General features: G+C 70.0%; 21 protein-coding genes. 9 read left to right on the top strand and 12 right to left on the bottom strand.

Annotated elements, in window-relative coordinates:
* Window positions 1–34: 34 nt before the first annotated feature.
* The 3 genes from J2S66_RS05325 to J2S66_RS05315 form a co-directional block, all read right to left on the bottom strand.
* Complete coding sequence (locus tag J2S66_RS05325; RefSeq protein ID WP_310304440.1) at window positions 35–1,246, bottom strand: ATP-grasp domain-containing protein; 1,212 nt, start codon at window positions 1,244–1,246, stop codon at window positions 35–37.
* Window positions 1,247–1,249: 3 nt separating this feature from the next.
* Window positions 1,250–2,452 (bottom strand): MFS transporter, encoded by a 1,203-nt coding sequence (locus J2S66_RS05320; RefSeq protein WP_310304436.1) that lies wholly within the window; start codon window positions 2,450–2,452, stop codon window positions 1,250–1,252.
* Window positions 2,453–2,553: 101 nt separating this feature from the next.
* A complete protein-coding gene (locus tag J2S66_RS05315; RefSeq protein WP_310304433.1) occupies window positions 2,554–3,750 on the bottom strand; it encodes an MFS transporter in 1,197 nt (398 codons plus the stop codon).
* 59 nt (window positions 3,751–3,809) lie between these two features.
* On the opposite strand from J2S66_RS05315, the gene J2S66_RS05310 reads away from it, so the two are divergent.
* Window positions 3,810–4,397, top strand: coding sequence for a TetR/AcrR family transcriptional regulator (locus J2S66_RS05310; RefSeq protein ID WP_310304430.1), 588 nt, complete (start codon window positions 3,810–3,812; stop codon window positions 4,395–4,397).
* Window positions 4,398–4,441: 44 nt separating this feature from the next.
* Here J2S66_RS05310 and J2S66_RS05305 read toward each other — a convergent pair whose 3' ends face one another.
* Window positions 4,442–4,930, bottom strand: a complete 489-nt coding sequence (locus J2S66_RS05305) for a YcxB family protein (RefSeq protein ID WP_310304428.1) — start codon at window positions 4,928–4,930, stop codon at window positions 4,442–4,444.
* Between the two features lie 163 nt (window positions 4,931–5,093).
* Complete coding sequence (locus tag J2S66_RS05300) at window positions 5,094–6,413, bottom strand: LacI family DNA-binding transcriptional regulator (protein WP_310304425.1); 1,320 nt, start codon at window positions 6,411–6,413, stop codon at window positions 5,094–5,096.
* A gap of 121 nt (window positions 6,414–6,534) precedes the next feature.
* Between J2S66_RS05300 and J2S66_RS05295 the strand changes: the two genes are divergently transcribed.
* Window positions 6,535–8,205, top strand: coding sequence for a serine/threonine-protein kinase (locus tag J2S66_RS05295; RefSeq protein ID WP_310304423.1), 1,671 nt, complete (start codon window positions 6,535–6,537; stop codon window positions 8,203–8,205).
* A 39-nt stretch (window positions 8,206–8,244) separates the two neighbouring features.
* On the opposite strand, the gene J2S66_RS05290 is transcribed toward J2S66_RS05295, so the two are convergent.
* Complete coding sequence (locus tag J2S66_RS05290) at window positions 8,245–9,414, bottom strand: acyltransferase family protein (RefSeq protein WP_310304421.1); 1,170 nt, start codon at window positions 9,412–9,414, stop codon at window positions 8,245–8,247.
* A gap of 725 nt (window positions 9,415–10,139) precedes the next feature.
* Between J2S66_RS05290 and J2S66_RS05285 the strand changes: the two genes are divergently transcribed.
* Together J2S66_RS05285 and J2S66_RS05280 are read left to right on the top strand one after the other, a co-directional pair.
* Window positions 10,140–11,522, top strand: coding sequence for an endo-1,4-beta-xylanase (locus tag J2S66_RS05285; RefSeq protein ID WP_310314674.1), 1,383 nt, complete (start codon window positions 10,140–10,142; stop codon window positions 11,520–11,522).
* Window positions 11,523–11,713: 191 nt separating this feature from the next.
* On the top strand, window positions 11,714–13,741 hold the full coding sequence (locus J2S66_RS05280; protein ID WP_310304419.1) for a family 43 glycosylhydrolase: 2,028 nt from the start codon (window positions 11,714–11,716) through the stop codon (window positions 13,739–13,741).
* Window positions 13,742–13,800: 59 nt separating this feature from the next.
* On the opposite strand, the gene J2S66_RS05275 is transcribed toward J2S66_RS05280, so the two are convergent.
* From J2S66_RS05275 to J2S66_RS05265, 3 genes are read right to left on the bottom strand one after another with little or no spacing between them, the layout of a single operon-like run.
* The gene (locus tag J2S66_RS05275; RefSeq protein ID WP_310304416.1) at window positions 13,801–14,802 is read right to left on the bottom strand and encodes a sporulation protein; all 1,002 of its coding nucleotides are present in this window, start codon (window positions 14,800–14,802) and stop codon (window positions 13,801–13,803) included.
* Between the two features lie 33 nt (window positions 14,803–14,835).
* Window positions 14,836–15,882: a hemolysin family protein gene (locus J2S66_RS05270; protein WP_310304414.1), complete on the bottom strand. Its 1,047-nt coding sequence runs from the start codon at window positions 15,880–15,882 to the stop codon at window positions 14,836–14,838.
* The gene (locus J2S66_RS05265) at window positions 15,879–17,192 is read right to left on the bottom strand and encodes a hemolysin family protein (protein ID WP_310304411.1); all 1,314 of its coding nucleotides are present in this window, start codon (window positions 17,190–17,192) and stop codon (window positions 15,879–15,881) included. Before J2S66_RS05265 ends, J2S66_RS05270 begins: the two co-directional genes overlap by 4 nt.
* Before the next feature lie 144 nt (window positions 17,193–17,336).
* On the opposite strand from J2S66_RS05265, the gene J2S66_RS05260 reads away from it, so the two are divergent.
* On the top strand, window positions 17,337–17,735 hold the full coding sequence (locus tag J2S66_RS05260) for a MerR family transcriptional regulator (RefSeq protein ID WP_310304408.1): 399 nt from the start codon (window positions 17,337–17,339) through the stop codon (window positions 17,733–17,735).
* An 85-nt stretch (window positions 17,736–17,820) separates the two neighbouring features.
* Window positions 17,821–18,093 carry a hypothetical protein gene (locus tag J2S66_RS05255; RefSeq protein ID WP_310304405.1) on the top strand — a complete coding sequence of 91 codons (273 nt, stop codon included), beginning with the start codon at window positions 17,821–17,823 and terminating at the stop codon, window positions 18,091–18,093.
* Window positions 18,094–18,235: 142 nt separating this feature from the next.
* Here J2S66_RS05255 and J2S66_RS05250 read toward each other — a convergent pair whose 3' ends face one another.
* Window positions 18,236–18,814 carry a GNAT family N-acetyltransferase gene (locus J2S66_RS05250; RefSeq protein ID WP_310304403.1) on the bottom strand — a complete coding sequence of 193 codons (579 nt, stop codon included), beginning with the start codon at window positions 18,812–18,814 and terminating at the stop codon, window positions 18,236–18,238.
* Window positions 18,811–20,385 (bottom strand): asparagine synthase-related protein, encoded by a 1,575-nt coding sequence (locus tag J2S66_RS05245; protein ID WP_310304401.1) that lies wholly within the window; start codon window positions 20,383–20,385, stop codon window positions 18,811–18,813. The genes J2S66_RS05250 and J2S66_RS05245 overlap by 4 nt, the downstream gene beginning before the upstream one ends.
* A 960-nt stretch (window positions 20,386–21,345) precedes the next feature.
* Here J2S66_RS05245 and J2S66_RS05240 point away from each other — a divergent pair.
* The 3 genes from J2S66_RS05240 (at window position 21,346) to J2S66_RS05230 (ending at window position 23,541) form a co-directional block, all read left to right on the top strand.
* The gene (locus J2S66_RS05240) at window positions 21,346–22,554 is read left to right on the top strand and encodes a helix-turn-helix domain-containing protein (RefSeq protein ID WP_310304398.1); all 1,209 of its coding nucleotides are present in this window, start codon (window positions 21,346–21,348) and stop codon (window positions 22,552–22,554) included.
* A 116-nt stretch (window positions 22,555–22,670) separates the two neighbouring features.
* Window positions 22,671–22,823, top strand: coding sequence for a hypothetical protein (locus J2S66_RS05235; RefSeq protein ID WP_310304395.1), 153 nt, complete (start codon window positions 22,671–22,673; stop codon window positions 22,821–22,823).
* Between the two features lie 232 nt (window positions 22,824–23,055).
* The gene (locus tag J2S66_RS05230; protein ID WP_310304393.1) at window positions 23,056–23,541 is read left to right on the top strand and encodes a Mom family adenine methylcarbamoylation protein; all 486 of its coding nucleotides are present in this window, start codon (window positions 23,056–23,058) and stop codon (window positions 23,539–23,541) included.
* 78 nt (window positions 23,542–23,619) lie between these two features.
* Here J2S66_RS05230 and J2S66_RS05225 read toward each other — a convergent pair whose 3' ends face one another.
* Entirely contained in the window at window positions 23,620–24,702 is a 1,083-nt protein-coding gene (locus tag J2S66_RS05225) for a hypothetical protein (protein WP_310304390.1), read from the bottom strand.
* Between the last annotated feature and the right edge of the window lie 50 nt (window positions 24,703–24,752).

Here is a 24,752-nt window from a genome sequence, read left to right as displayed (position 1 = left end):
TCGATTCCAGTGCTCGGTGGTCGGTGCTCGGTGGTCAGTGCTCGGTCTTCACGTCCACCCGCACGGCGGCGACGGCCGCACGGGCCCTGGCGTCCGCCTCGGCCGGGGTGTCGCCGACGGCGATCGCCGAGCCCACCCGGTCCCAGGACGAGCGCAGGTCGGCCAGGGTGTCCCCGGCCTTGCGCAGGACGTCCACCCGCTCCACGCCCGGCAGGGCGGAGGCGTCCTCCACCCCGTCGACGGCCAGGACCGTGCCCGGGTCGGCGGTGACGAACGCGATGGCGGCGGCGCGCGAGGCCGTCGCGGGCGGGTCGACGGGCCGGCCGGCCAGGGCGTCCACCCAGTGCCGGGTCAGGTTCGTCCGGTAGGCGAGGTCCACCAGGTCCACGATCCTGTCGCCGGGCGGCCTGCCGGCGCACTCGACCAGGCGCGGCCCGTCGGCGGTGCGCACCCACTCGGCGTGCAGGATGCCGGTGTCGAACCCGACCGCGCGCACCAGGTCGTCCACCGGTCCGCGCCACTCGGCGGGGGGCTCGGCGGGCACCACGTGGCCCAGCTCGACGGGGGCCGGGCCGACGGAGGTGCGCTTGGCCGTGACGTTGAGGAACACCACCCGGCCGCCCACCACCAGGCACTCGGTGCTGAACTCCGGGCCGCGCAGGCGCTCCTCCACCAGGTACCGCCAGGACATCGGGCGGTTGGCGATCTGGTTGCCCTCGTCGGCGGTCGTCGTGGCCGCCCACGCCGCCCCGACGTCCGCGCCCGCGTCGAGCAGCAGCACGCCCAGGCTGGCCTGCCGGCCCGACGGCTTGACCACGCACGGGCCGCCCCCGGCGAACGCGGCGATGTCGTCGGCCGAGCGGACCTCGGCGAACCGCGGTCCCGGCATGCCCGCCGCGGTGGTCACCTCGCGCAGGGTCAGCTTGTCGCGCAGCACGGACGCCGCGCGCACGCCCGCGCCGGGCAGCCCCAGCGACCCGGCCGCGCGGGCGGCGGCGACGACGGCGTACTCCAGTCCCGGCGCCACCGCGTCGACGCCGGTGAGGCCCGCGACGACGTCCAGGAACTGGTCGTCCTGCTGGTAGCGGCCGAACACGACCTCGGCGAGGCAGGGGTGGCGCTCGGCCTTCGCGGCGAGCCCCTTGGCCTCCCACAGGTCGCGCTCCTCCAGGACGACCACCTCGGTGTCGCCACCGTCGAGCGCGGTGAGGACGCCGTCGTTGTATCCGAGGAGCAGCAGTCGCACGGGTCAACCCTCCTGGGCCGGGGTGAAGAGGTGGAACAGGACCGCGAGCACGCCGAACACGGCCAGCGCGCCCCAGTACAGGGGCCGTGCGCCGTGCGCGGCGGCGGTCAGGAACAGGGCGCCGCCGGTGAACGCGCCCACCGACTCGCCGGCGGTGGCCGCGACCTGGCGCAGGTTGAACAGCTCGACCACCGGCCGGTCGCCGGGGATCACGCTGAACGCGGTGTTGACCATGGGCGTGAAGAACGTCTCGGCGAGGGAGAACACCGCCACCGCGCCGAGCACCCCGGCGACGACCGCACCGGTGACGCCCATCAGCGCGAACGCGGCGGCGAAGATCCCCACGCCGACCAGCAGGAACACCGTCGGCGGGGTGCCCGCGCCCAACCTGCGCGCGCAGTGGGCGGTGACCGGGACCTGGAGTGCCACCACCAGCACGGCGTTGGCGGTGAAGATCCCCGCCCGCCAGGCCGGGTCGTCGGTGACCTGGGCGACCTGGAGCGCCACGGCGGAGAAGAACTGGGCGTACAGGAACCCGCCGGCCGCGGTGATCAGGGAGACCCGCCGCACGTGCGGGTCCGCCACCACGTCCCGCAGCAGCCCCCACCGCAGCGGGGGCCGCACGTCGCCGTCGTCGGGCCGCACGCCCCTCGGCACCAGGACGAGCACGGCCGCGGCGGCCAGCACGTACATCCCGGCGACCGCGAGGAGCAGGAGGGTGTCGAGCGCGTTGTCCAGCATGAGGTTCGCGACGACGGGCCCCAGCGCGGCGGACACGTTGACCGCGATCTGCACGGTGGAGAAGACGGTGTTGCGGGCGACGGTCTCCAGCGACAGGGCGACGTACACGCGCGCCATCAGCCCGTTGGTGCTGATCCCCGTGCCCGCCAGCAGCAGCGCGGCGACGATCCCCACCGCACCGGGGGCCACCGGCAGCACGGCGAACCCGGCGGCGGCCATCAGCAGCCCGAACGCCATCGCCACCCGCACGTCCGCCCGGTGCAGCAGCGAGCTGACGAACAGCGAGGCGCCCCGGACGGCGAAGTTGAACGCGAACAGCGCGACCCCGACGAAGACCGCCCCGCCGGCCGGCTCGAACCGCTCCAGCAGAACGGGCAGCACCGGCAGGACGGCGAAGAATCCCAGGTGCGACAGCAGGTAGTCCAGGACCACCGGCACCGTCACCCGCGCACGCCGCGCAACCACCCCAGTCACCACCGGCCCCCAGCCGCTCCGAGCACCCGACGCCGCGCGGACGAACCGCGCGGCACCCCCGTGGGTTCGTATCTACCACCGACGGGAGGGTGTTACGAACGAGTTGCGGCGGACTTCGGGGAGTCCAGCGCGGGGGACCCACCGGTCGACGGGATCAGCCCGCCCAGCACCGAGAGGCCCGCCGCGACCAGCCCCAGGGTCCCGAAGCCCACGGACTCCCCGAGGACCCCGAAGCCGGCGGAGCCCGCCGCCTGCCCGACGGCCAGGGCGATGAACAGCACCGAGGTGCCCGCTCCGGCGGCGTCCGGCCAGACCTGCCGGCTCCAGAGGACCAGCACACCGGACAGCCCCAGGTAGCCCGCGCCGAAGACCGCCATGCAGGCGTACGCCACCCAGGCCGCGCCCGTGCCCACCGACAGCGCCAGTCCCGCGCCGGCCAACGCCGACGCGCCCGCGCAGAGGCACCACGCCCGCCGCCTCCCCCACCGCTCGACCACCACCCCGGTCAGCGTGCCGAGCACGCCTCCCAGGCCCAGGGCGATCCACAGCCCGCCCACCCCGCCGGCGTCCACGACGCCGGCTCCGGTGACCGCCAGCGGTCCGAACGTCCAGATCAGTGCCGACCCCGCGCCGGCGACCACCGCGGCCGCGCCCGGCACGACCAGGGGCCGCCAGGACCTCGGGGCGTCGGGCGCCCGCCGGGGAGCGGCCAGGTCGGCGCGCGCCCGCACCGGGTACCAGGTCGCCGGCGCGGCCACCGCGCACACCAGCGCCATCACCACCCAGGCCAGGCCGACGGAGGGGACGAGCGGGGCCAGCACGCCGGCGCCGATGACGCCCACGGCCGTTCCCGAGTTCACCAGGGACTGCCCCGTGGCGGCGGCGCGGCGGGAGACGACCGCGTCGACGATCGGGACCAGCGCGGGCGACGCGAACCCGCCCCCCATCCCGCCGACGAAGACCGCGATCACGAACACCACCGGGTCCGCGGCCACCGCCACGCCCAGGCAGCCGGCCGTCGCCGTGACGCCGGCGAGGAGCACCCCGGCGCGGGGGTGGCGGTCGGCCGACCGCGCGGCCACCGCGGCGGCCAGGGCGTACGAGGTGAACTGCGCCGCCGCGGCCCAGCCGAGGACGCCGGCCAGCTCCGGGCGCCGCACGCCCAGCTCCGGGGCGAACAGGCCGACCCCGAACCTGGCCATGCCGTAGGTGGCGGCGATCAGGGCCATCCCCGCCACCGCCGTGCCCAGGCCGGACCCGGCACGGTGGTCCGCGGTGGTCCTCGGCATCCCGACACCCCGTTTCGGCATAACGATCGTTATGGTGCAACGGTCGTTATGCTAGGGGCATGTCCGGTCGTCCGCACACCAGGGAGCGCATCCTCGACGCCGCCGAGGCGCTCTTCTTCCGCAACGGCATCGCGGTCACCGGCGTCGACCAGGTGGCGGCCTCCGCGGGCGTCGCGATCGTGACGCTCTACAAGCACTTCGGCGGCAAGGACAACCTCCTGCGCGAAGTGCTGGCACGGCGGTTGGAGGCGTGGACCCGGCACTGGGACGCGGCCGTCGACCGGGCCGGCTCACCTCGTGAGCGCCTGCTGGCGGTCTTCGAGGCGATCGAGACCTTCCGCGCCGCCGCGGGCCCGACGCAGTGGTGCTGCTTCCTCGCCACCGCCTCCGAACGCCCCGCGCCGGCGGACGGGCGGGCGGACCCCGTGTTCGACCTGGTCGAGCAGGACACGCGCCTGGTCGCCGAACGGCTCGTCCGCCTGGCCGAGGACGCCGCGTGCGCCGCCCCGGGCACCGTGGCGTCGAGGCTGCTCCTGCTCTACAACGGGGTCCTCGGCAGCCTCCTGCGCGGAGCCCCGGCGGACCCCGTGGCGCACGCCCGCGACACCGCGCGCCTGGTCGTCGACTCCCACTCGCCCGTCACGTGACCGGCCGTTGACGGGAAGCGCCTCCCCCGCCCCGGACCTCGCGGTCAGGCGATCGGCTGCGCGGACCGGCGGCGCGCGAGGAAGGCGGCGAACTCCGCCCTCTGCTCCTCGGTCAGCAGGTCCTTGTAGACCGCCTGGGCCTGCATCTTGCCGAACATCGGGTACCACGCGTCCGGGGTGTCCACGACCTGGTCGAGGATCGACCAGGAGAACCGCCGGCTGTACGAGTGGGCGTTCACGGCGACGTGGGTCTCCTCCAGCGTCATCACGTAACCCTCGCGCGTGGCGAGGTTCTGCGCCCTCATCGACTGCGCGACCGAGCAGGGCTCCAGCAGCAGGGCGAAGAGCACGCCCGTCACGATGAAGAAGCCGCTCGTCGGGACGGGCAGGGACTCCACGGCGAGCGCTGCGGCACCGAGGACCACCAGTGCCACGCCCACGAACCGCGCCCACTTCAGCCGGCGGCGGATGAGGAACTTGAGCACACGTCTCAGGCGCTGCTCGTCGTGGGAGACCGAGAAGGTGGTGTTCACTCGCGGATGCCAGCTTCCGTGATCGCGCCCCCGCTCAGCGGCCGAACGGGCCGACCGGGCCGCGCGCCAGGCGGGATCACCGACCCGTTTCCCCGGTTTGACATGTTTCCGGCTGCTCTGGAAACGATTCCCGGCTCACTCGATCAGCACAGCGCCGACCGCGTCACGCGTCTTGGCACGGCGGGGCGGTGCTGTCGCGGACGACGAGCGTGGTCGCCAACTCGACGCGCTCCCGGGAGGTCGGCCGCCCGGCGACGAGCGACAGGAGCAGTTCCGCGGCGGTGGCCCCCATCTCGGCCACGGGCTGCCGCACGGTGGTCAGCGGCGGCCCGCACCAGCGGCCGGCGGGGATGTCGTCGAAGCCGACCACGCTGAGGTCCTGCGGGACGCGCAGGCCGGCCCGCCGGGCCGCTTCGTAGACGCCCAGCGCCTGGAGGTCGTTGCCGCACAGCACGGCGGTGGGGCGGTCGGGCAGCCGCAACAGCTCCCGGGCGTGGTCGAGCCCGTCCTCGAAGGCGAATCGCCCGACGCGCACCAGCCGCTCGTCCAACCCGGCCCCGTGCGCGTCCATCGCCGCCCGGGCGCCCTCCAACCGGGCCCGCGCGCAGAGCCGTTCGACCGGACCCGTGATGACGGCGACGCGCCGGTGCCCGAGGTCGAGCAGGTGCCGGGTGGCGGCGATTCCGCCGCTCCAGTTCGTCGCCCCGACCGAGGGCACCGGGTGGTCCGGCTCGCCCGTGGGGTCCAGGACGACCATCGGGATGCCGCTGGCCGTGAGCAGGGCGTGCTGCTCGGAGGTAAGGCCCAGGTGCACGGCGATGACGCCGACCGGCCGTCGCGCCAGCAGGTCGTGCGCCCAGGACAGGCCGCTCGACGTCTGCTGCACGGCGTCGGTGAACCCGACCGCCAGCTCGTGCCCGCCGACCACCCGCCCGACCCCGCGCATGATCTCGACCGCGAGGAAGCTCTGCATCCCGTAGAAGACGACCTCCACGTTCGGCGCCCGCACCGCCGCCTCGGGCCGGCGGTAACCGTGCTCGCGCAGCGCGTCCTCCACCCGGCGCCGGGTCTCCGACGCCACACCCGCACGCCCGTTGAGCACCTTCGACACGGTGGGCGCCGACACCCCGGCCAGCCGCGCGACCGCGGCGACCGTCAGCTCGCCCCGCCGGGGACCCCGCTGGCGCAGGCCCGCGAGGCCGGTGGCCGGCGCCGGGCGCGCGTCACCGGCGACCGGCCACTGCTCCGGGTCGTCCGCCGGGCGGGCCTGCGCCTCGCGCAACCCCCGGGCCTCGTCGAGCAGCCGGGCGCGGACCGCCTCCGCCAGGCGGTCGGCCTCCGGACCGGCCGGGACCGTCTCGGTGAGGTAGCGCCGCTTCCGGGAATCGGGCTCGACACCGGCGTACACCCGCACCCGCAACGACCCGCTCGGCAGCCTCTCGACCTCGCCGCGCGCCCGCCGTCCCGTCCCGGAGTTCCCCATGGAGCCACAGTAGCGAGACCCTCGCTCCACCTCCGTCGTCCCGCGGCTCCACGCACCTCCCGACCGGAGGTCGTCCCCACCGGTGCCCGATCCCCCGGTGGTCGGTTGCTAGCGTGACGCGGTGTCTGAGCGAGAGCACACCGGGCGGATCATCGACGGCCGCTTCGAACTGCTGGCCAGGCTGGGCAGCGGCGGGATGGGCACGGTCTGGCGCGCCCTCGACCTGGGGCTGCACCGCGAGGTGGCCATCAAGGAGGTCCGCCCGGCCGACGCCGACCAGGTCGAGAGCAACCCGGCGATGGCCGCTCAGCTGCGGGAGCGCGTGCTGCGCGAGTCCCGCGCGCTGGCCCGGTTGCAGCACCCCAACGTCGTGTCGATCTACCAGATCGTCGAGTCGCCCGACTCGCCGTATCCGTGGATCGTCATGGAACTGGTCCGCGGCACGTCGCTGGACGCGCGGCTGGACGCCGGCGTGCTCACCCCGGCCGAGGCGGCGCGGGTCGGGCGGGACGTGCTCGCGGCGCTGCGCTCGGCCCACTCCGCGGGCGTGCTGCACCGCGACGTCAAGCCCGGCAACGTGTTGCTGCGGACGGACGGCAGCGCCGTGCTCACCGACTTCGGCATCGCCGCCCTGCAGGGCTCGACCCAGCTCACCGCGACCGGCGACGTCATCGGGTCCCCGGAGTACATCGCCCCGGAGCGGCTGCGCGGCGACGAGACGCACGCCGCGTCGGACTTCTGGTCGCTCGCCATGCTGCTGTACGTGGCCGTCGAGGGTCACCACCCGATGCGCCGCGCGTCCACGATGGCGACCCTCGCCGCGGTCATGACCGAGCCGGTGCCGCCGCCGAGGCGCGCGGGCGCCCTGGCGCCCGCCCTCGACGCGGCCCTGCGGAACGACCCCGCCGACCGGCCGACCGGCGAGGTGCTGGACCGGATGTTCGCCGCCGCCGAGCGCGACCCGGCCCCGTTCCCGGGACCTCCCACCCCGGGCGGGTTCGCCGTCCCGGGGCCGCCGAGCGGTCCTCGACCGCAGTACCCCCACCGGCCGTCCGGGCCGACCGCGATCCCGGTCGGCGGGCCGCGCCCCCACGGCTACCCGCAGCCACACCCGCACTCCCACCCGGCACCGGTCCCGCCCCCGGTCACGGGGGCGGGCAAGCGGACGGTCGCCGTGGTCCTCTCGCTGGTCGGGGTGGCGTTGATCGTCGCGACCACGCTCGTCGTCCGCACGTGGGTCACGGACGGCTCGGCGAACGCCGGCGGGAGCACGTCGACCACGCCGACGGCCACCGGGGCGGGCACCGGTCCGCCCGCCGTCCCGACCACCGCGCAGGCCGATGTGGTGGAGGACGACCTGCTCACGCCCGCCGGCGCGCGCAAAGCGGTCGGCGCGTTCAGCGAGGCGATGGGCGGCACCGCGGTGTCCGAGCTGACGCTGTGGCCGGACCGCGCCACGGCCGTCGCCCCGACCACGGCGGTCGCGCACGGCTTCGACAACTTCGAGTACAGGGGCGGCAAGGCCACCAGGAAGGGGCCGGACGGGGTGGACGCCGATGAGGCGGTGCTCGACCTGAACGAGGTGAACTGGGACGCCCTGCCCGCCCTGTTCGAGCAGGCGGACAAGGAGCTGGGCGTCCCGGCGCCGACCATGCGCTACGTGATCGTGGACACCGGCCTCATCGACAAGATCGCGTCGGTGAAGGTGTACCTGATCGACGACTACGGCGCCGCGTACCTCCAGGCGAACCTGAAGGGCGAGGTGCAGAGGACCTACCCGCGCGACAAGTGAGCGGCCGGTGGCTCGGAGGGCCGCCGGCCGCCCGCCGCGTCAGCCGACGGGCTGCCGGTCCCGCTTGGCGTAGCTGAACTTCCGCATGATCGGCCGCTCCACGAGGTGGAACAGCAGCGCGCCCACGGCCAGCGTCGCGACGAACAGCACGAGCGCGACCAGGATGGCGGTGGGGGTGTCGTGCGTGCCGCGCAGCAGCCAGCCGCCGTAGATGACCACGACGCCCTGGCACAGGTAGAAGCCGAAGGAGACGTCGCCGAGCCACCGCATCGTCCGGCCGCGCAGGGCACTGCGGCGACCGTCGACGTCCGCCGTCGCGGCGGCGCAGATCAGCGCGCCCAACGGGATGGCGGTCGCCACGGTGAAGCCCCACACCATCGGGGCGTACAGCGCGGCGGCGTACCCGACGGCGGTCAGCAGCGCGGCGGGCAGGATGCCGATCGAGGGCCACCGGCCGGCCATCACGACGCGGGCCAGGACCATGCCCAGCACGAACTCGAACAGCCGCATCGGCGGGAAGACGTAGCCGAACCAGAACTGCAGGTCCGACAGCGGCGCGTCGGCGGTCCGGCCACCCGGGACGAGGTACTGGGTCACGAGCTGGTGGACGACCATCCCGGCGACCATCAGGCCGGCCCAGGTCCACAGGCGACTGTCCGCGATGCGCTTGACGCCGCGCAGCAGCACCGGGAACAGCAGGTAGAACAGCAGTTCGCAGCACAGCGTCCAGGCCGGCACGTTGATGCTGCGGTGGATCTCGGTCTGCGGGAAGAACGCGTGCACCAGCAGCAGGTTGGGCAGGTAGGCGACCCACGGCGTGATCGCCGAGGCGAACACCAGCAGCGTGACGGCCCACGTGACCACGTGGTTGGGGAAGATCTTGAGCACCCGGCGGCGCCAGAACGGCCGGGCCGCCTCGCCGTCGCGGGCCGACCAGGTCAGCACGAAACCGCTGAGGATGAAGAAGAACGAGACGCCGACGTACCCGGCTTTGCCGAAGAACCAGAACAGGTCCTGCGCGGTGCCGGGATCGCCGAACGGGGTCATCAGCGCGTGCGGCGGGATCGGCGAGGGCATCATCACCGTGATGTGGAAGAGGAACACCAGCATCGCCGCGATGAACCGCAAACCGGTCAACGAGGGCAGTTCCACGGCTCTCGCCGCGGGGCGGGCGCGCAATCCGGACGCCGTCGACCCGGTGGGGACCATGTGTTTTCCTTCCAGGAGGGAGTCACGAACCAGTCGTGCCCTTCCGGCGGTTCCGACCAGGTCGTGCGCTTTCCGAGAGCCCCCTTGCTCCAAGATCGATCGGTCGGAAATGTACGTCCGACCCCGTGGGCACGCAAGGGTCCGGGACCGGAACACCGGGCGACCGGTCCGTGAAGCCGAGGTGCCGCGGCCCGGCGCCCGGGAGCGACCGCGGTCCGCGCGACCTTCGGCGCGACCGTCCCCGCACACCGCCCCGGCACACCGCCCGATGACGGGTCGACAGCGGATGGCGAAGCTAAAATGTTTGCGCTAACTTTAGCGCCGTCAATCGAATCCACTGTCGAATGACATTCGACGAGATAGCGCCACTCACCTGCGCGAAACAGTTTCGTAACATCTTGACCGGCGGTCCCTCGTCGTCCACAGTCGGATAGGCACGACGCCCGCCGGTAGCGACAACCGCGTCAACTCGACAACACCCCCATTTCCACCGAGAAGGCCGACGGCAGAATTGTTAACGCTAACAACTCTGTCGGACCTCCTGTCGCGACCAGCCGAGCGGGTGCCGGCCAGTGCCCCTGTCACCGCGGCACCACGACACGCGGTGTTCTGATTCGTGAGGACACGTGATGAACCATTCGACACGAGCGGTCATTCGGCCGACGCCCGCGCGTCGGCCGAGAACAACGGCGTTGCTGCTCGTCGCAGGACTCGTCGCCACCACGATGACGGTGGCGTTCGGCGGAGTCGCCCACGCGGGTACGACGCTGGGCACGGCGGCGGCGGAGAAGGGCCGGTACTTCGGCGCCGCCGTCGCGGCGGGGAGGCTCGGCGACGGCACGTACACGACGATCCTGAACCGCGAGTTCAACAGCGTCACCGCCGAGAACGAGATGAAGATGGACGCGACCGAGCCGAACCAGGGCCAGTTCACGTTCACCAACGGCGACCGGATCGTCAACCACGCCATCAGCCGAGGCATGAAGGTGCGCGGCCACACCCTGGCCTGGCACGCGCAGCAGCCCGGCTGGATGCAGCGCATGGAGGGCTCGGCCCTGCGCTCCGCGCTGGTCAACCACATCACCCGGGTCGCGTCGTACTACCGCGGGAAGATCCACTCCTGGGACGTGGTGAACGAGGCGTTCGCCGACGGCGGTTCCGGCGGGCGGCGCGACTCCAACCTCCAGCGCACCGGCAACGACTGGATCGAGGTCGCGTTCCGCACCGCGCGGGCGGCCGACCCCGGCGCCAAGCTCTGCTACAACGACTACAACACCGACGGCGTCAACGCGAAGTCCACCGGCATCTACAACATGGTGCGCGACTTCAAGGCCCGGGGCGTGCCGATCGACTGCGTGGGCTTCCAGTCGCACCTGACCAACTCGGCGCCGTCCGACTACCAGGCCAACCTGCAGCGCTTCGCCGACCTCGGCGTGGACGTGCAGATCACCGAGCTGGACATCTCCGGCGCCAACCAGGCCAACGCGTTCGGCGCCGTCACCCGCGCCTGCCTCGCCGTCGCCCGCTGCACCGGCATCACCGTCTGGGGCATCCGCGACAGCGACTCCTGGCGCACCGGCCAGAACCCCCTGCTGTTCGACAACTCCGGCAACAAGAAGGCCGCCTACACCGCGGTCCTCGACGCCCTCAACGGGGGTTCGCCCCAGCCGGGGGTCATCGACACGACCGCCTGGTACGTGCTGGTGAACCGGAACAGCGGCAAGGCGCTCGACGTCTACAACCTGGCCACGAGCGACGGCGCGCGGATCACCCAGTGGACCCGCAACAACGGCAACCAGCAGCAGTGGCAGTTCGTCGACTCCGGCGGCGGCTACTACCGGGTGAAGTCGCGCCACTCCGGCAAGGTGCTGGACGTCTACAACTTCTCCACCGCCGACGGCGCGTCGATCGTGCAGTGGGCCGACGGCAACGGCACCAACCAGCAGTTCCGCGCGATCGACGCCGGCGGCTACCTCCGCCTGGTCAACCGCAACAGCGGCAAGGCGCTCGAAGTCCAGGGCGCGGCCACCGCCGACGGCGCGAACGTCGTGCAGTACAGCGACTGGGGCGGCGCCAACCAGCAGTGGCAGCTCCTCCGCGTCGGCTGACGCACGTCCACCCTCCTCCCCCGCGGCACCCCGTTCCCCTGGCAGAGCGGGGTGCCGCCCTCCCCATCACCGACGAAAGGGTGCGAACCATGTACGGGACAAGCCAACCCCCGTCACCGACGCGCCGGTCAGCCGTGCCCGGTTCCGCATCGGGACGCCGCCGCCGGTGGGGCGGAGCAGCCGTCGCGCTCGTGGCCGTCCTCCTGGGCGGCATCACGGTGGTGCTCGGCTCCACGACGGCGTCGGCGGCGACCGTGGACACGACGGCCTGGTACGTGCTGGTGAACCGGAACAGCGGCAAGGCGCTCGACGTCTACAACCTGGCCACGAGCGACGGCGCGCGGATCACCCAGTGGGCCCGCAACGACGGCAACCAGCAGCAGTGGCAGTTCGTCGACTCCGGCGGCGGCTACTACCGGCTCAAGTCGCGCCACTCCGGCAAGGTGCTCGACGTCCACAACTTCTCCACCGCGGACGGCGGCGGCATCGTGCAGTGGGCCGACGGCAACGGCACCAACCAGCAGTTCCGCCTCGCCGACTCCGACGGCGGCCACGTGCGGCTGATCAACCGCAACAGCAACAAGGCCGTCGAGGTGCAGGGCGCCTCCACGGCGGACGGCGCGAACGTCGTGCAGTACAGCGACTGGGGCGGCGCCAACCAGCAGTGGCAGCTCGTCCGCGTCGGCGGCGGCGGTCCGACGACCACCACGACCACCCAGCCGGGCGGCCAGTACACCAACCCGGTGGTGTGGCAGGACTTCGCCGACGTCGAGGTCATCCGGGTCGGTGACGCGTACTACATGACCGCGTCGACCATGCACTACTCCCCCGGCGCGCCGATCCTGCGCTCCTACGACCTGGTCAACTGGGAGTTCGCCGGTCACTCGGTGCCCTCCCTGGACTTCGGCGCCAAGTACGACCTGACCAACGGGCAGCGGGCCTACGTCAACGGGATCTGGGCCTCGACGCTCCAGTACCGGCAGAGCAACCGGACCTACTACTGGGCCGGCTGCATCGACTTCAACGACACCTACATCTACACCGCGAGCAGCGTCGAGGGGCCGTGGAACCGGCACGCCCAGATCGACAACTGCTATTACGACGCGGGGATGCTCATCGACGACAACGATACGATGTACGTCGCGTACGGCAACGGCACCATCAGCGTCGCCCAGCTGTCCGCCGACGGGCGCAGCCAGGTCCGCGCGCAGCAGGTCTTCCAGACCCCCTCGAACATCGGGACGCTGGAGGGGGCGCGGTTCTACAAGCGCAACGGCAGCTACTACATCTGGCTGACCCGACCCGCCAACGGCCAGTACGTGCTCAAGTCGGACAACGGCCCCTTCGGCCCGTACACCGTGCGGCAGGTGCTGCTCGACCTGCCCGGCCCGATCCCCGGTGGCGGCGTGCCCCACCAGGGCGGCCTGGTCCAGACCCAGAACGGCTCCTGGTACTACATGTCATTCGTGGACGCCTACCCCGGCGGCCGCGTCCCGGCGCTCGCCCCGATCACCTGGACGGCGGACGGGTGGCCGACCCTCCAGACGGTCAACGGCCGGTGGGGCGTGAACTACCCCTCGCCGCTGCCGCCCCGGCCGGTCAAACCCCTCACCGGGTCGGACACCTTCGCGGGCACGGCGCTCGGCCCGCAGTGGGAGTGGAACCACGACCCGGACACGTCCCGCTACTCGGTGGCCAACGGGCTGAGGCTCCAGACGGCGACGGTCACCAACGACCTGTACGCCGCCCGCAACACCCTGACCCACCGCATCCAGGGACCGACCTCCACCGCCACGATCGAACTCGACCACAGCGCGATGCGCGACGGCGACCGCTCCGGCCTGGCGATGCTGCGCCAGTCGTCGGCGTGGATCGGCGTCAAGCGCGACAACGGCCAGACCCGCGTCGTGATGACCAATGGCCTGACCATGGACAGCAGTTGGCGCACCACCGGTACCGGCACCGAGGCCGCGAGCGCCGCGGTCGGCGGCAGCCGGACCTGGTTGCGGGTCAACGCCGACATCCAACCCGGGGCCAACCGGGTGGCCCGGTTCTCCTACAGCACCGACGGCGTGAACTTCACCCCGCTCGGGCCCGCGTTCACGTTGAACAACACCTGGCAGTTCTTCATGGGCTACCGCTTCGGGATCTTCAACTTCGCCACGCAGTCCCTGGGCGGCGCGGTGACGGTGCGCGAGTTCGACCTGACCACGCCCTGACCGCTCGTGGGCGGCGGTGCCCGGTGTGGTCCAGGAGGCCACACCGGGCACCGGTCGGACTACTCCTCGTCGCCGCCGAAGGCGTCGCCGCCGTCGTCCTCGAACGCGTCGTCGAGGGCCTCGCCGATGATCATGCCGCCGACCACGCCCGCCGCCGCGCCCGCGACCACGCCGCCCATGCCCGGCCCCCGGCGGTGGCCGTGGTGCCCGTGCTGGTCGTAGCCGTGGCCCGGCTGGCCGTAACCGGGCTGGCCGTACGCCTGGTGACCGCCGCCGAAGGCCGCGTGGCCGCCGCGCTGGGAGACCTGGGCCAGCCACTGGTCGATCGCGCCCGCCCAGTCGGTCTGCACCGCGTCCTGGTGGGACACGTGGAACCGCCCGAACGAGTCGCCGCCCGACGAGAACATCCCGCCGCGCTTGTCGGCCTCCAGCACCACGACCAGCTCGTGCGGGTTCGTCACGAAGGTCAGCTCGACCTGGCTGAGCGCACCCGCGTACCGGGCGGGCGGGAAGAACTCGATCTCCTGGTAGAACCCGAGCTCCTGCTGCACGCCGTGGATGCGCCCGGCCTCCACGTCGGCCGACCGGAACTGGAAGCCCAGCTGCCCGAACGCCTCCAGCACGCGGTCCTGCGACGGCAGCGGGCCGATGAACAGCGGGTCCAGGTCGCCCTTGTCGGGCGCGCCGGAGATCACCAGCTCGGTGCGCACGCCGACGGTCATGCCGGGCAGCGGCTGACCGCCCACGGCGGTGATGGGGGCCTCCCACGGCACCGGGACCTGGAACGGCACCGACACCGGCTGGTTCGCCGCCACGTGCACGCCCTGGGCGACCTGCACGCGCAGGAACTCGGCCGTGCCGCCGAACTCCTGGTCGCCGTGCTCGACCTCGACGCGCGTGACCAGCGACAGCACGACCTGGTCGATGCGGGCCTCGTTGCTGCCGCCCTGGATGCGCACCTGGCCGGTGACGACCTGGCCGGGCACGACGTGCGGGGTGTCCAGGACGGTGTCGACGGACGGGCCGCCGACGCCGAAGGCGCTGAGCATCCGCTTGAACATGCGGTCCTCTTTCAGGAGTGGGACGGGTGGGGTTCAGTTCGCGTCGAGCAGGGTGTCGGTCTCGTCCTCGAAGTCGCCGATCAGCTCTTCGAGGAGGTCTTCCAGGGCGGCGATGCCGACCACGTGGTCGTCCGCGCCGGCCACCAGCGCCAGCTGCGCGCGCTGGGCGCGCATCTCGGTCACCGCGGCGGCCACCGGCAGGCTCGACGCCAGCACCAGCGGCGCGGTCATCAGCTCGCGCGCGCTCTTCTCCTCGCCCACCGCGGTGGCCCGGACGGCCTCGCGGATGTGCACCAGGCCGACGTACTCGCCGTGCATGTCCATGACGGGGAAGCGGGACCGGCCGGACTCCCTGCTGCGCCGCTCGACGGCGGAGGCGCGGGTGTGCTCGGTGACGCTGACCGCGTCGTCGATCGGGATCATGATCTGCGCGACGGTCGTCTTCTGGAGCTGGAGCATCCGGGTCAGCAGGCGCTGCTGCCCCTCGGGGATCAGCCCGTGCTCACCGGACTGGCGCACCAGCAGGCGCAGGTCGTCGGGCCGGTGCGCCTGCGCCAGCTCGTCCTGCGGTTCCACCTTCAACGCCCGCAGCAGGGCGTTGGTGAGGTTGTTCAGCCCGGTCAGCAGCCACCGGACGCTGCGCGCGAACGCGCGGAACGGGATGGCCAGCAGCAGCGCCGAGCGCTCCGGGTGCGAGATCGCCCACGACTTCGGCGCCATCTCGCCGACCACCATGTGCAGGAACACCACGACGACCAGCGAGATCGTGAACGCGATGGCGTAGGCGGCGGCGTCCGGCAGGCCGACGGCGCCGAACAGCGGCTCCAGCAGGTCGGCCACGGCGGGCTTGGCGAGCGCGCCGAGCCCCAGCGTGCACAGCGTGATGCCCAGCTGCGCGCCGGCCAGCATCACCGACAGCTCCCGCACCCCGGCCACGGCGGCCCGGGCCGCGCGGCTGGTCTCCGCGTCCTGCTCCAACCGGTGCCGCTTGGCCGCGATCAGGGCGAACTCGGCCGCCACGAAGAACGCGTTGGCCACCAGCAGCAGCAGCGAGACGATCAACGCCCAGGTGATGCTCATCGGGCCTCCTCCCGTGCCTTGCTGGTGGTGCTGAGCACGACCGTGCCGGGCACGTTGCGGACGACCTCGACGACGCGCAGCGACACGCCGTCGAACTCGATCCGGTCGTCCACCTGCGCGGTGCGCCCCAGCCGGTGCAGCAGCAGGCCGGAGATCGTGTCGTAGGTCTCGTGCTCGGGCAGCTCGACGCCGGTGGCGTCGGCGATCTCGTCGAGGCGCATCCGACCGGGCACCCGCCAGGCCCCGTCGCCGAGCGTTTCGATGGCGCGGCGGACCACGTCGTCCTCGTCGTGGATCTCGCCGACCAGCTCCTCGGCCAGGTCCTCCAGCGAGACGACGCCCGCGAAACCGCCGAACTCGTCCACCACGCACGCCAGCTGCCGGTGCTCGGCGCGCAGCCGCTCCAGCACGGCGGGCAGCGGAAGCGTGGCGGGCACGACCAGGGCGGGCGAGGCGATCTTCCCGACCGGTGTGGTCGTCCGCTCCCCCGGTTCCACGGTCAGCACCTCGGCCAGCCCCACGACGCCCCGCACGTCGTCCAGGCCGTCGCCGGTGACGGGGAACCGCGAGTGCCCGGTGTCGAGCAGCTCGACCACGCGCGAGACGGGTTCGTCGGCGCCGATGGTCCTGACCAGCACCCGCGGGGTCATCGCCTGCTCGGCCACCAGCTCCCGGAACCCGAGGCCGCGGTCGAGCAGTCGGGACAGCTCGGGGTCGAGGTGCCCCTCGGCGCCGGCGTCGTCGATGATCTGCTTGAGGTCCTCGGGCGTGGCGCCCTGGGGCAGTTCCTCCACCGGCTCGATCCCGACCGCGCGCAGCAGCCGGTTCGCCGCCGCGTCGAACAGCCGGATCAAAGGGCCGGCGATCTTGAGGTACACCAGGGTGGAGGGCGCGAGCGCCTTGGCCAGCACCTCGGGCTTGGCGATGGCGAGGTTCTTGGGGAACAGCTCCCCCAGCACCATCTGCACGACGGTGGCGAACACGAGCGCGATCGCCATGGAGATCGACACCGAGGCCGCCTCCGGCAGACCGGTGAGGCCGACCACCCCGGTCAGCCCCTCGCCGAGCAGCGGTTCGGCCACGTAGCCGACGAGCAGGGCCGTCACCGTGATGCCGAACTGGGCGCCGGAGAGCATGAACGACAGCTTCCGGGTGACCCGGTAGGCGCGCTCGGCGTTCTTGTCGCCGCCCTCGGCCATCTGCTGGAGCCTGCCCCGGTCGACCGCCATGTAGGCGAACTCCTGGGCGACGAAGTACCCGGTGGCCGCGGTGAGGGCCACGATGACCAGCAGTCCGAGGGATATCAACACGGCGCACCCGCGCCGCGGAGGAGATCAGGCCGGGGAAGTCCCGGCCTCCTACTGCATGTGTCGTCGTCTGTAGCGCTTGGCATACACCTCACAGTAGCACGTGGCACTGTAGGGTTGAGATCAGGACGTCAGAGGGGAGTCGACGTGACCGAGGTGCTGCTCAGGATCGGCGAGCTGGCCGCCCGCGCGGGCGTCAGCATCCGCACGATCGACTACTACACCACCCTCGGCCTCATCGACCCGGCCCAGCGCACGGCGGGCGGCTACCGCCTCTACCAACCCTCCGACGTGGACCGCATCCACCTCGTACAACGCCTGGAGGTCCAGGGAGTTCCCCTGGAGGAGATAGCCACCGCGCTCGCCACGAGACAGGTCGACGTGAGCGTCATCTTCGACCGCATCAACGAAGACCTCCGGACCCTCCAGGCCGCCGTGGACAGCGCCTCCCCCGAAGCGCAGGGCCTGCTGGCCGCCATCGCCACCCGCGTGCACTCGCTGATCACCGTGGCACTCCAGATCCCGCCGGACATGCTCCTGCCCTGACCGCGTCAGGGGCCGTGTCGGCAGTCAGGGGCCGTGTCGGCACGGTGGCGGCCCGGTGTCGGGGCGGCCGGCGACGGTGCTCCCCGTGATCAGGTCACCGATCACGACCACCACCACCACGGCCACCACCACCACGGCCACCACCACCACGGCCACCGCCACCACGGACGTCCCCACCGACGGGGAGGCCCGGACGCACCGTCATGGGAGCACCATGCGGTTCGACACCCCCGCGCCCGTCTCCGCCGTCCTCGACATCCCCGCCGGGCACGTCCGGTTCGTCGCCGCCGACCGGACCGACACCGCGGTCGAGGTCCGGCCCGCGAACGTCAAGTTGGCACTTACCGGGATGGCGTGACGGGCACGTTTGCGCTGGTCAGCACCCTGGTGGGGGACTGATCGGTGTTGACGGCGAGTGCCTGTGCCGATCGACGCGCGAGCGCTCGGGAAGCGCTGACGAGTGGCGGCGACCACCCCGCTACAACGGGTCCATCATCGAGCTACCACGCCACGAGTTCGCTGAGACCTGGTTGACGTTCCGCTGGTCGTTGCAACGACCACACCGTGACGTCCCGGCGTCGTGAGTGCGGAACCGCGCGAACCACCCTCCAGCCCTGCCTCCGGTAGTAGCGCACGAGCCCGCGGTTGTCCTTGCCGACTGTGAGCACGCCCCGACGCACCCAGTCGTGCCCGTCCTTGGCGGCGTAGTCCAGCGCCCAGAACGCGATGAGCACGCCCAGACCCCGTCCCGTGAAGTGCGGGTCGGTGATAGTGGACTGAAGGAAGACGGCGCGTTGGTCCCGCTCGTCCTCGCTCCATCCCGTCAGCGGGGTCTCGTGGGACGCGGTAGTAACGCCGACGATGCCGTTCGCAGAGTCGCACAGCACCCAGGTCGGCCACTCCTCGTCACCCACCTGTGAGGCAAGCTCGTCGGCGTTCCGTTCCCAGCCGACCCAGCGGCCATACCCGCTGTCGCGCATCCAGGTCGCCCGAGCGCGAATCATCTTCGCAACCTCCGGGCGGTCCAAAGCGCGGCCGGGACGGATCAGGTAGGCACTCGTCGCTGTTGCGGTAGTCATCCCAACAATCCTCGCAGACCGAGTTCAAGCCGCAGGTAGCCGAACAGCCTCGTGTCGATCTTGCCGTCAGCCACCGCATTCCGGACGTCGCGAAGCCGGTCGGGGTTCACGAAGCCGAGGTCGACCAATGGCGACTCGGTAAGGTACTCGTCCACGAGCGGGACGCCGTAGTCCACCAGGCCGCGCTCCATCACGTGAACGAAGTTCTCCCGAAGCCTCGGGTGCACCACGTCCTCAGAGAACCCCAGGTGACGCAGGCGTTCACGGGTGATGCTCTTGTCCAGTCGCCACTCAACCGGTAGTTGCTCACCGAACCTGATCAGCCGAGGGGAGCAAAGCGGCGACAGCGGCCAGATCCCGGCCGTCATGAATTGAGGTGTGCGGCAGGCGAAACCCAGGTGAGTTGCTTCGTTGATCACGCTCGTAGGCGCGAGGTGCTGGTCGACCTGGTCAAGAAGCCCGGCTGCGCGCGGTCCCAGCCAATCAGGCGGGGAACTGTAGGGGTTGAGCCGGCCCGGCACGCGCCCGCTCCGCTGCCACTCCTGGCCACGTAGGGCTACGAGTTCGTCCCCGCCATCACCCGTGTAGACCGTCGTGATGCCGCGATCGGCAGCTGTGGCCAACATCTGCTCGACCGCTTCGTAGTAGGGCTCGTCCGGCGGGTTGAGCGGATCGCCGTGGACCCGGCCCCCGTTGGGGTGCAGCGGTGGCCAGTCGAGCGCTGACACCTGGAAGTCGCGGAATCCCGCAAAATCGATCATGGCTTGCCGACGTCGGGCCTGCTGCTCGCCAACCTCGCCTCCCAGCGTCAAGGCGTAGGACCGGATCGAACCGGGGTAGAGGGCTGCCAGTGTCATAGCGACGTTGGCGGAGTCCATGCCACCCGAGAGTTCCACGGCTGTCCGCTCAGGCTCGATCGACCACAACTGGACCGCGCTCGCCAGTTCCCTCTCGTACACCTTAACGATGTCCACGCCGTCACGAACGTCTCTGGGGGTCGCGTGAAGCGCTGCTTCCGGGTAGTGCAGGGTCAGGCCCTTGACCTGGTCGAAGTCCGCAGTCATCCGCTCGGTGATCTGCTTCACCGGCTCGAACAGGGTGTCCACTGCGTAACGGTGGCGGCCAGCCAAAATGCGAGTCACCGTCAAGTGGTGCAACTGATCGAAGCGCATGTGCTGACGAAGATCACCGTATGCCCAGGACCCGCGCACGTGGTCTCGTCCCTGAACGACGTACACGGGCGCGGTACCCCACTGGCCTGCGTGAACGTGGTAGTCGCCGTATTCGTCCCGCTCAACCAGGAAGAACTCGGTGGCTGAGCCGAGCAGTTGCGTCTTCAACGCCGCGTAGTCGGCCGTAGTGAGCACCATCAGGTCCGTGGTGCCGAGTGCAGGCGAGCTGGCGGCGCGTTCCCTGACCGCGACGAAGCTCGATATGCCATCAGTCGCGGCGAAGTCTTCGAGAGCCGGATGCCGGAACGGCTCGACCCAACTGGAACCAGAGGCCCAGCGAGCACCGGCCGGGCGCCACGGCGGGAGACCGTCTTCGTGGAAGAGAGCGAACTTCAGCAAGGTGGTGCCTCCAAGCGGAACGCCGGGGGTGGGCAGCGGTGCCCACCCCCGGGCGCTGCGGATCAGATTTCGTCGTACTGGTTGCGGGTGTCGCTGCTGCCGCTCACCTTCGTGTACTCGCTGCCAAGCGACACGAGGGTCTGCTCGCCGACGAAGACGTCCTCGAACTGGTCCATGCCTTGCCTCCCTCCTACATGTAGTGCCTGCGCTCACCTCAGCGAGGCGAGTTGCCCTCTGCCTCCGCGAGTCGGTTGACCACATCGGAGAAGACACCTAAGAACTGATTCAAGAGGGGCGACCCAGTGAAGGGCTCCCGCTTGTTCGGTGCATCGCTCAATCGGGCGTACACCGCCCATCGGTCGTCCCATGCTTGAACAACCTCGATCACGCCCGGTTGTGCGAATCGGTGGAAGTGGAGACCAAGTGGGCGACCGTCGGAAGTGAGCAACGGCAGCATCCGGAAGTCCGCTTCCGTGCGAAGCTGCTTGCTCAACTGCCACGCCTCATTCGAGGCGTTCACCCCACTCCTCCCGCCTGGGGCGGATTACCGGGCGGCGTCGCGTCGGGGGAACGACGCCATCCGGCCTTCGGAACCCGCCCGTCCGACCGCTGTCTGAACGAGCGGGCGACAACCGCTCCCCCCGTGGAGGGACAACTTGCGACCCGAACTGCTGCCACAGTCCAGGCTCAAGCCCTATCGACCGCAGCCCTTCGCCTTCGAGGCCGCCTGGGCAGCTCGGCAGCGTCTTGACCACCGTCATCAAGGAGCCCGCTTCCTGGTCGCTTGGTAGTTCCGCCGCCACCTTCCACTCTGCGTGGTTAACCTGTGACGTTGTGTTGAGCATGGCCGATAGGTGGACGCTGGGGGGACAAAGCAAGTTCAAAGGTGATCTGGGGTGGGGAAGTCGCTGGATTGAGTGGCATCGTGGAGGCAGCGAGCAGACGTGAGGAGCCAGGGCCGTGGACCTTGAGTACTTCGCTGGCAATGCCAGCATCGGCCAGCGGGTGGCACGCCTACGCAAGTTGCAGGACATGCGACAGCGTGATCTTGCCGAGAGGGCCCATGTCAGCCTTAGCCTGCTGAAGAAGGTCGAGTCCGGACACGCGCCAGCGTCACCGGCGTTCACAACGGCGTGCGCCACCGGGCTGGGAGTCGGGGTGACGGTGCTGACCGGTCAGCCCTACGAAGATCTGGCTACCGACCCTGGTACTGACCGGGCGGCGATCCCAGAACTGCGTCGTGCACTCGACTCCCACGATGACCCCCAGCTCGATGAGCCGTTGTGGCACGTGGACAAGTTGCGAACGGCCGTGAACGACGGTGAGGTGCTGCGCCGCAAGAGTCGTTACGCCCAGCTCGCGATGCGCTTGCCGCTACTGCTCCAACACCTGTACGCCAATCTCGCCCTGGCGTCAGGTGTCGAGGAAGCCGAGACGGCACATGCTCTACTCGATGACGCGTACAGCTTGGTCAAGGCAGTCACGTACCGGTTCGGCTATCTCGATCTCTCGGCACTGGCCAGTGACCGGCTCGTCGCTTCGGCGCAGAAGTCCGGTGACCCCCTACGTGTTCCCGTCGCTGCATTCCGCCGCTCGTCCTTGCAGCTCCACCGGGGTGACTATGGCCTCGGGATGCGGAGCGTGAATCGCGCCCTCGCGCAGGCCGAGAAGTTCGGCACACCCGAAGCGCTGGCCGTTGTCGCCCAGCTCCATCTCCGACAAGCAGTGTTCCAAGCACGTGTGGGGAGCGGACGCGATGCGGACGCTCACATCGAAGAGGCGCGCAACATCGTGACGAGGGGCGTGCCGGTGTCCCCGTACTTCGACGTTCGCGCCAACCTCGCCAACGTGGAGTTCCACTCCGTCGCGGTGCCGGTCGAGATGTCGGACGGCACGACCGCGGTTGCCCGTGCCGAGGCGATGCACGTTGACGACCGCGAAGAATCGACACGGGTAGGTCACCACCACATCGATGTGGCAAGGGCGTGGATCTTGCACGGCAACCGCGAGAAGGCGTTGCGGTCGCTTCAGGAAGCGCGCACCGTGTCCCCGCAACAGACCAGGTATCACCCGTCAGTGCGGGAAACCCTGCACGCCATCGCTGCCGCCGACGCGCGAGCCACCGACTCATTGGCAGGCTTCGCCAAGTGGGCGGGAGTGACGTTCTAACCATCATCTCACGGCAAATGCCGTGGAGAACTGGGCAGGCTGGCCCGGTCCTCCACGGCGAGGTCGAACTGGGGCGGGTCAGACCTCAGCGGCCCGGCTCAGGTCGAGGAGGCGGTGTGTTCGTGCTCACTCGTTTTCGCGGCGCGGACGAGGCGGGCGGTGCAGTGGCTGCACTGGCATTGGTGGGCCAGTTCGTTGACGAGGTCGACGAACTGGTCGCGGATGATGCACCCCGGCCCCAGCAGCGCGGTCTGCGCCGTCGGGGTTAGTCTCCAGCCCGAAGGGGACCGTCAGTTCGGGATCCTTCTTGAGGATGGGGTAGGGCTCCGGGTGTCTCACTGTGCGTCTCTCCACGGCTGCCTCTCTGCACACCTCCGTTGTACCCAGCCGGTCGGGGTATGCCTCGGGTCACCGCGCGCTACGTCCCTCCCCGGATGGCGCGCGGTGACTGCCTGTTGATTTCAACCTCAACTACTCAACCGCAGAAGTGTCGAACCGAGGGTGACGAGCCTGACTGATCTTCTTGTCGCCCCCTGCGTTCGCCCGGCAGCCCGGTACGACGGAGTGTTCGTTGGCGCGGTCATCTATGGCCGGGAAGCGACCCACAAGCTGGGCAGCCCCTACGGTCTGGGCCAAACCGAGTGCGTTGAGCTGGTGCGCGTCGCGCTCACCGACCATGCCACCCCGGTGACTCGGAGCATCGCCGCGACGCTGCGTCAGCTTCGCGCCGCGTGCCCCTGTCTGCGCTTGGTCGTGTCTTATGCCGACACCGCGCAGGGGCATCGCGGCGTCTATCAGGCCGGTAGCCGGATCTACACCGGCACGACCGGTAGCAGTGACTGCTACTACGTGGTCAACGGTGTGAAGACCCACGGCCGGTCGGTGTCGAGCCTGGCCAAGCCGCACAAGCGGCCCAGTGAACCGGCATCAGGTACGTGCGCCGCACGATCGACCCGAACGCCTATCGACTCAAGAACGTGCCGGTGAAGCACTGCTACGCCTACCCGCTGAACAAGACCACCCGCCTCCGAGTTGCGCCGATGCAGAGACCTTATCCATCTCGCCCTACCCTTCCGTCGGTCGATCCCTCAACTGTGCATAATCGCGCGTAGGTACCGCAAACGGTCGAGACCTCCGATAGAGGACCTTGCCGTCGTGTATCAAAACTCCAAGCTCTTGAATCTCAATCGGCATCACAAATTGATTCCACTTGAACGTATCCGTTACGTCACCCCCCGTATTATTGACAATAATGTACAGCTCAATCAGTGCGGCCCGTGTCGGGTCATCTGGTCTGGCGACGCTGAAAAGGCTTGCTTCCTTCTTGGCGATCTGCACCCAGTGACGTAGCGACGTCTTTATTTCCCAAGTCGATTTGGCGTCCTGTCCAGGCATGAGCATATGATTTCCAGCATTGGACCACTTGTGATCGAGCGAGAACGACACCGGTTGATCGCCCCAGTTTTTGATTCGGAATGTGTAGACAAGTCGCAAGAATTTCTCGTCGACAGAATCCTTGATCGCAATCGCTTCGTTGACCAGCTCGTTGACTGCATCGATGGTGCGCAGGAAGTTGACCTCGACTCCTTCGAGAATTATAGAGCAGCGCGGTCCAATCAGGTCCAACCTGGTCTTTGCTGTCTCCCTGTGTGAACGCTCGGCATCGGCTTGTGCAAGCTTGAGCGCTTCAGTCTGAATCGTCAATAGATGTTGCATGTTAGCACGTTCTTGACGGGCTGATTCTGTTTCTTTAGCGCGCAACTGTTCTTGGCGTTCAATGTCTGCACGCGACTGATCCTCTTGTCGCCTCAACTGTTCCGCATGACGCTTCTCCTGACTGTTGATGTCATGTTGAAACGCCTCAAGTTGCCCTAGGGCTGTTCTCAAAATATAGAAGGTAAGGACAACGTTCAGGACGGCAACAAGTGCAGCCAGTCCATTGATCCAGTTACCGGAGAACTGTCCATCGTACTTTCCGTCCTTCGTTGCAGACTGAGCGAGAATAACCAAAGCGACTATTGCAACCGAAAACAATCCCGCTATCACTGAAAGTGATTTTGGAAATTTAGCTCGAAATCTTTCGGCTTGTTGCTTATTCTCAGGAGACTCTGGCTGGTTCTCGGATGACATGCGGTCAGATCTTGCCATCCCTGAACCGTCTAGCTGTATGAAGCCAGGACGTTGGTGACGCCGGTGTG

Origin of the sequence: Saccharothrix longispora, assembly GCF_031455225.1 — a bacterium.
GTDB lineage: Bacteria > Actinomycetota > Actinomycetes > Mycobacteriales > Pseudonocardiaceae > Actinosynnema > Actinosynnema longispora.
The sequence above is the reverse complement of the archived record's forward strand: the minus strand, read 5'-3'. Positions and strand labels throughout refer to the sequence as shown.

What these genes read in the sequence shown, in the direction of transcription:
- J2S66_RS05315 (WP_310304433.1), bottom strand. Translation starts at nt 3,750, where the DNA reads ATGCCGAGGACCACCGCGGACCACCGTGCCGGGTCCGGCCTGGGCACG.
- J2S66_RS05310 (WP_310304430.1), top strand. Translation starts at nt 3,810, where the DNA reads ATGTCCGGTCGTCCGCACACCAGGGAGCGCATCCTCGACGCCGCCGAG.
- J2S66_RS05290 (WP_310304421.1), bottom strand. Translation starts at nt 9,414, where the DNA reads ATGGTCCCCACCGGGTCGACGGCGTCCGGATTGCGCGCCCGCCCCGCG.
- J2S66_RS05225 (WP_310304390.1), bottom strand. Translation starts at nt 24,702, where the DNA reads ATGGCAAGATCTGACCGCATGTCATCCGAGAACCAGCCAGAGTCTCCT.
- J2S66_RS05275 (WP_310304416.1), bottom strand. Translation starts at nt 14,802, where the DNA reads ATGTTCAAGCGGATGCTCAGCGCCTTCGGCGTCGGCGGCCCGTCCGTC.
- J2S66_RS05285 (WP_310314674.1), top strand. Translation starts at nt 10,140, where the DNA reads ATGACGGTGGCGTTCGGCGGAGTCGCCCACGCGGGTACGACGCTGGGC.
- J2S66_RS05270 (WP_310304414.1), bottom strand. Translation starts at nt 15,882, where the DNA reads ATGAGCATCACCTGGGCGTTGATCGTCTCGCTGCTGCTGCTGGTGGCC.
- J2S66_RS05300 (WP_310304425.1), bottom strand. Translation starts at nt 6,413, where the DNA reads ATGGGGAACTCCGGGACGGGACGGCGGGCGCGCGGCGAGGTCGAGAGG.
- J2S66_RS05250 (WP_310304403.1), bottom strand. Translation starts at nt 18,814, where the DNA reads ATGACTACCGCAACAGCGACGAGTGCCTACCTGATCCGTCCCGGCCGC.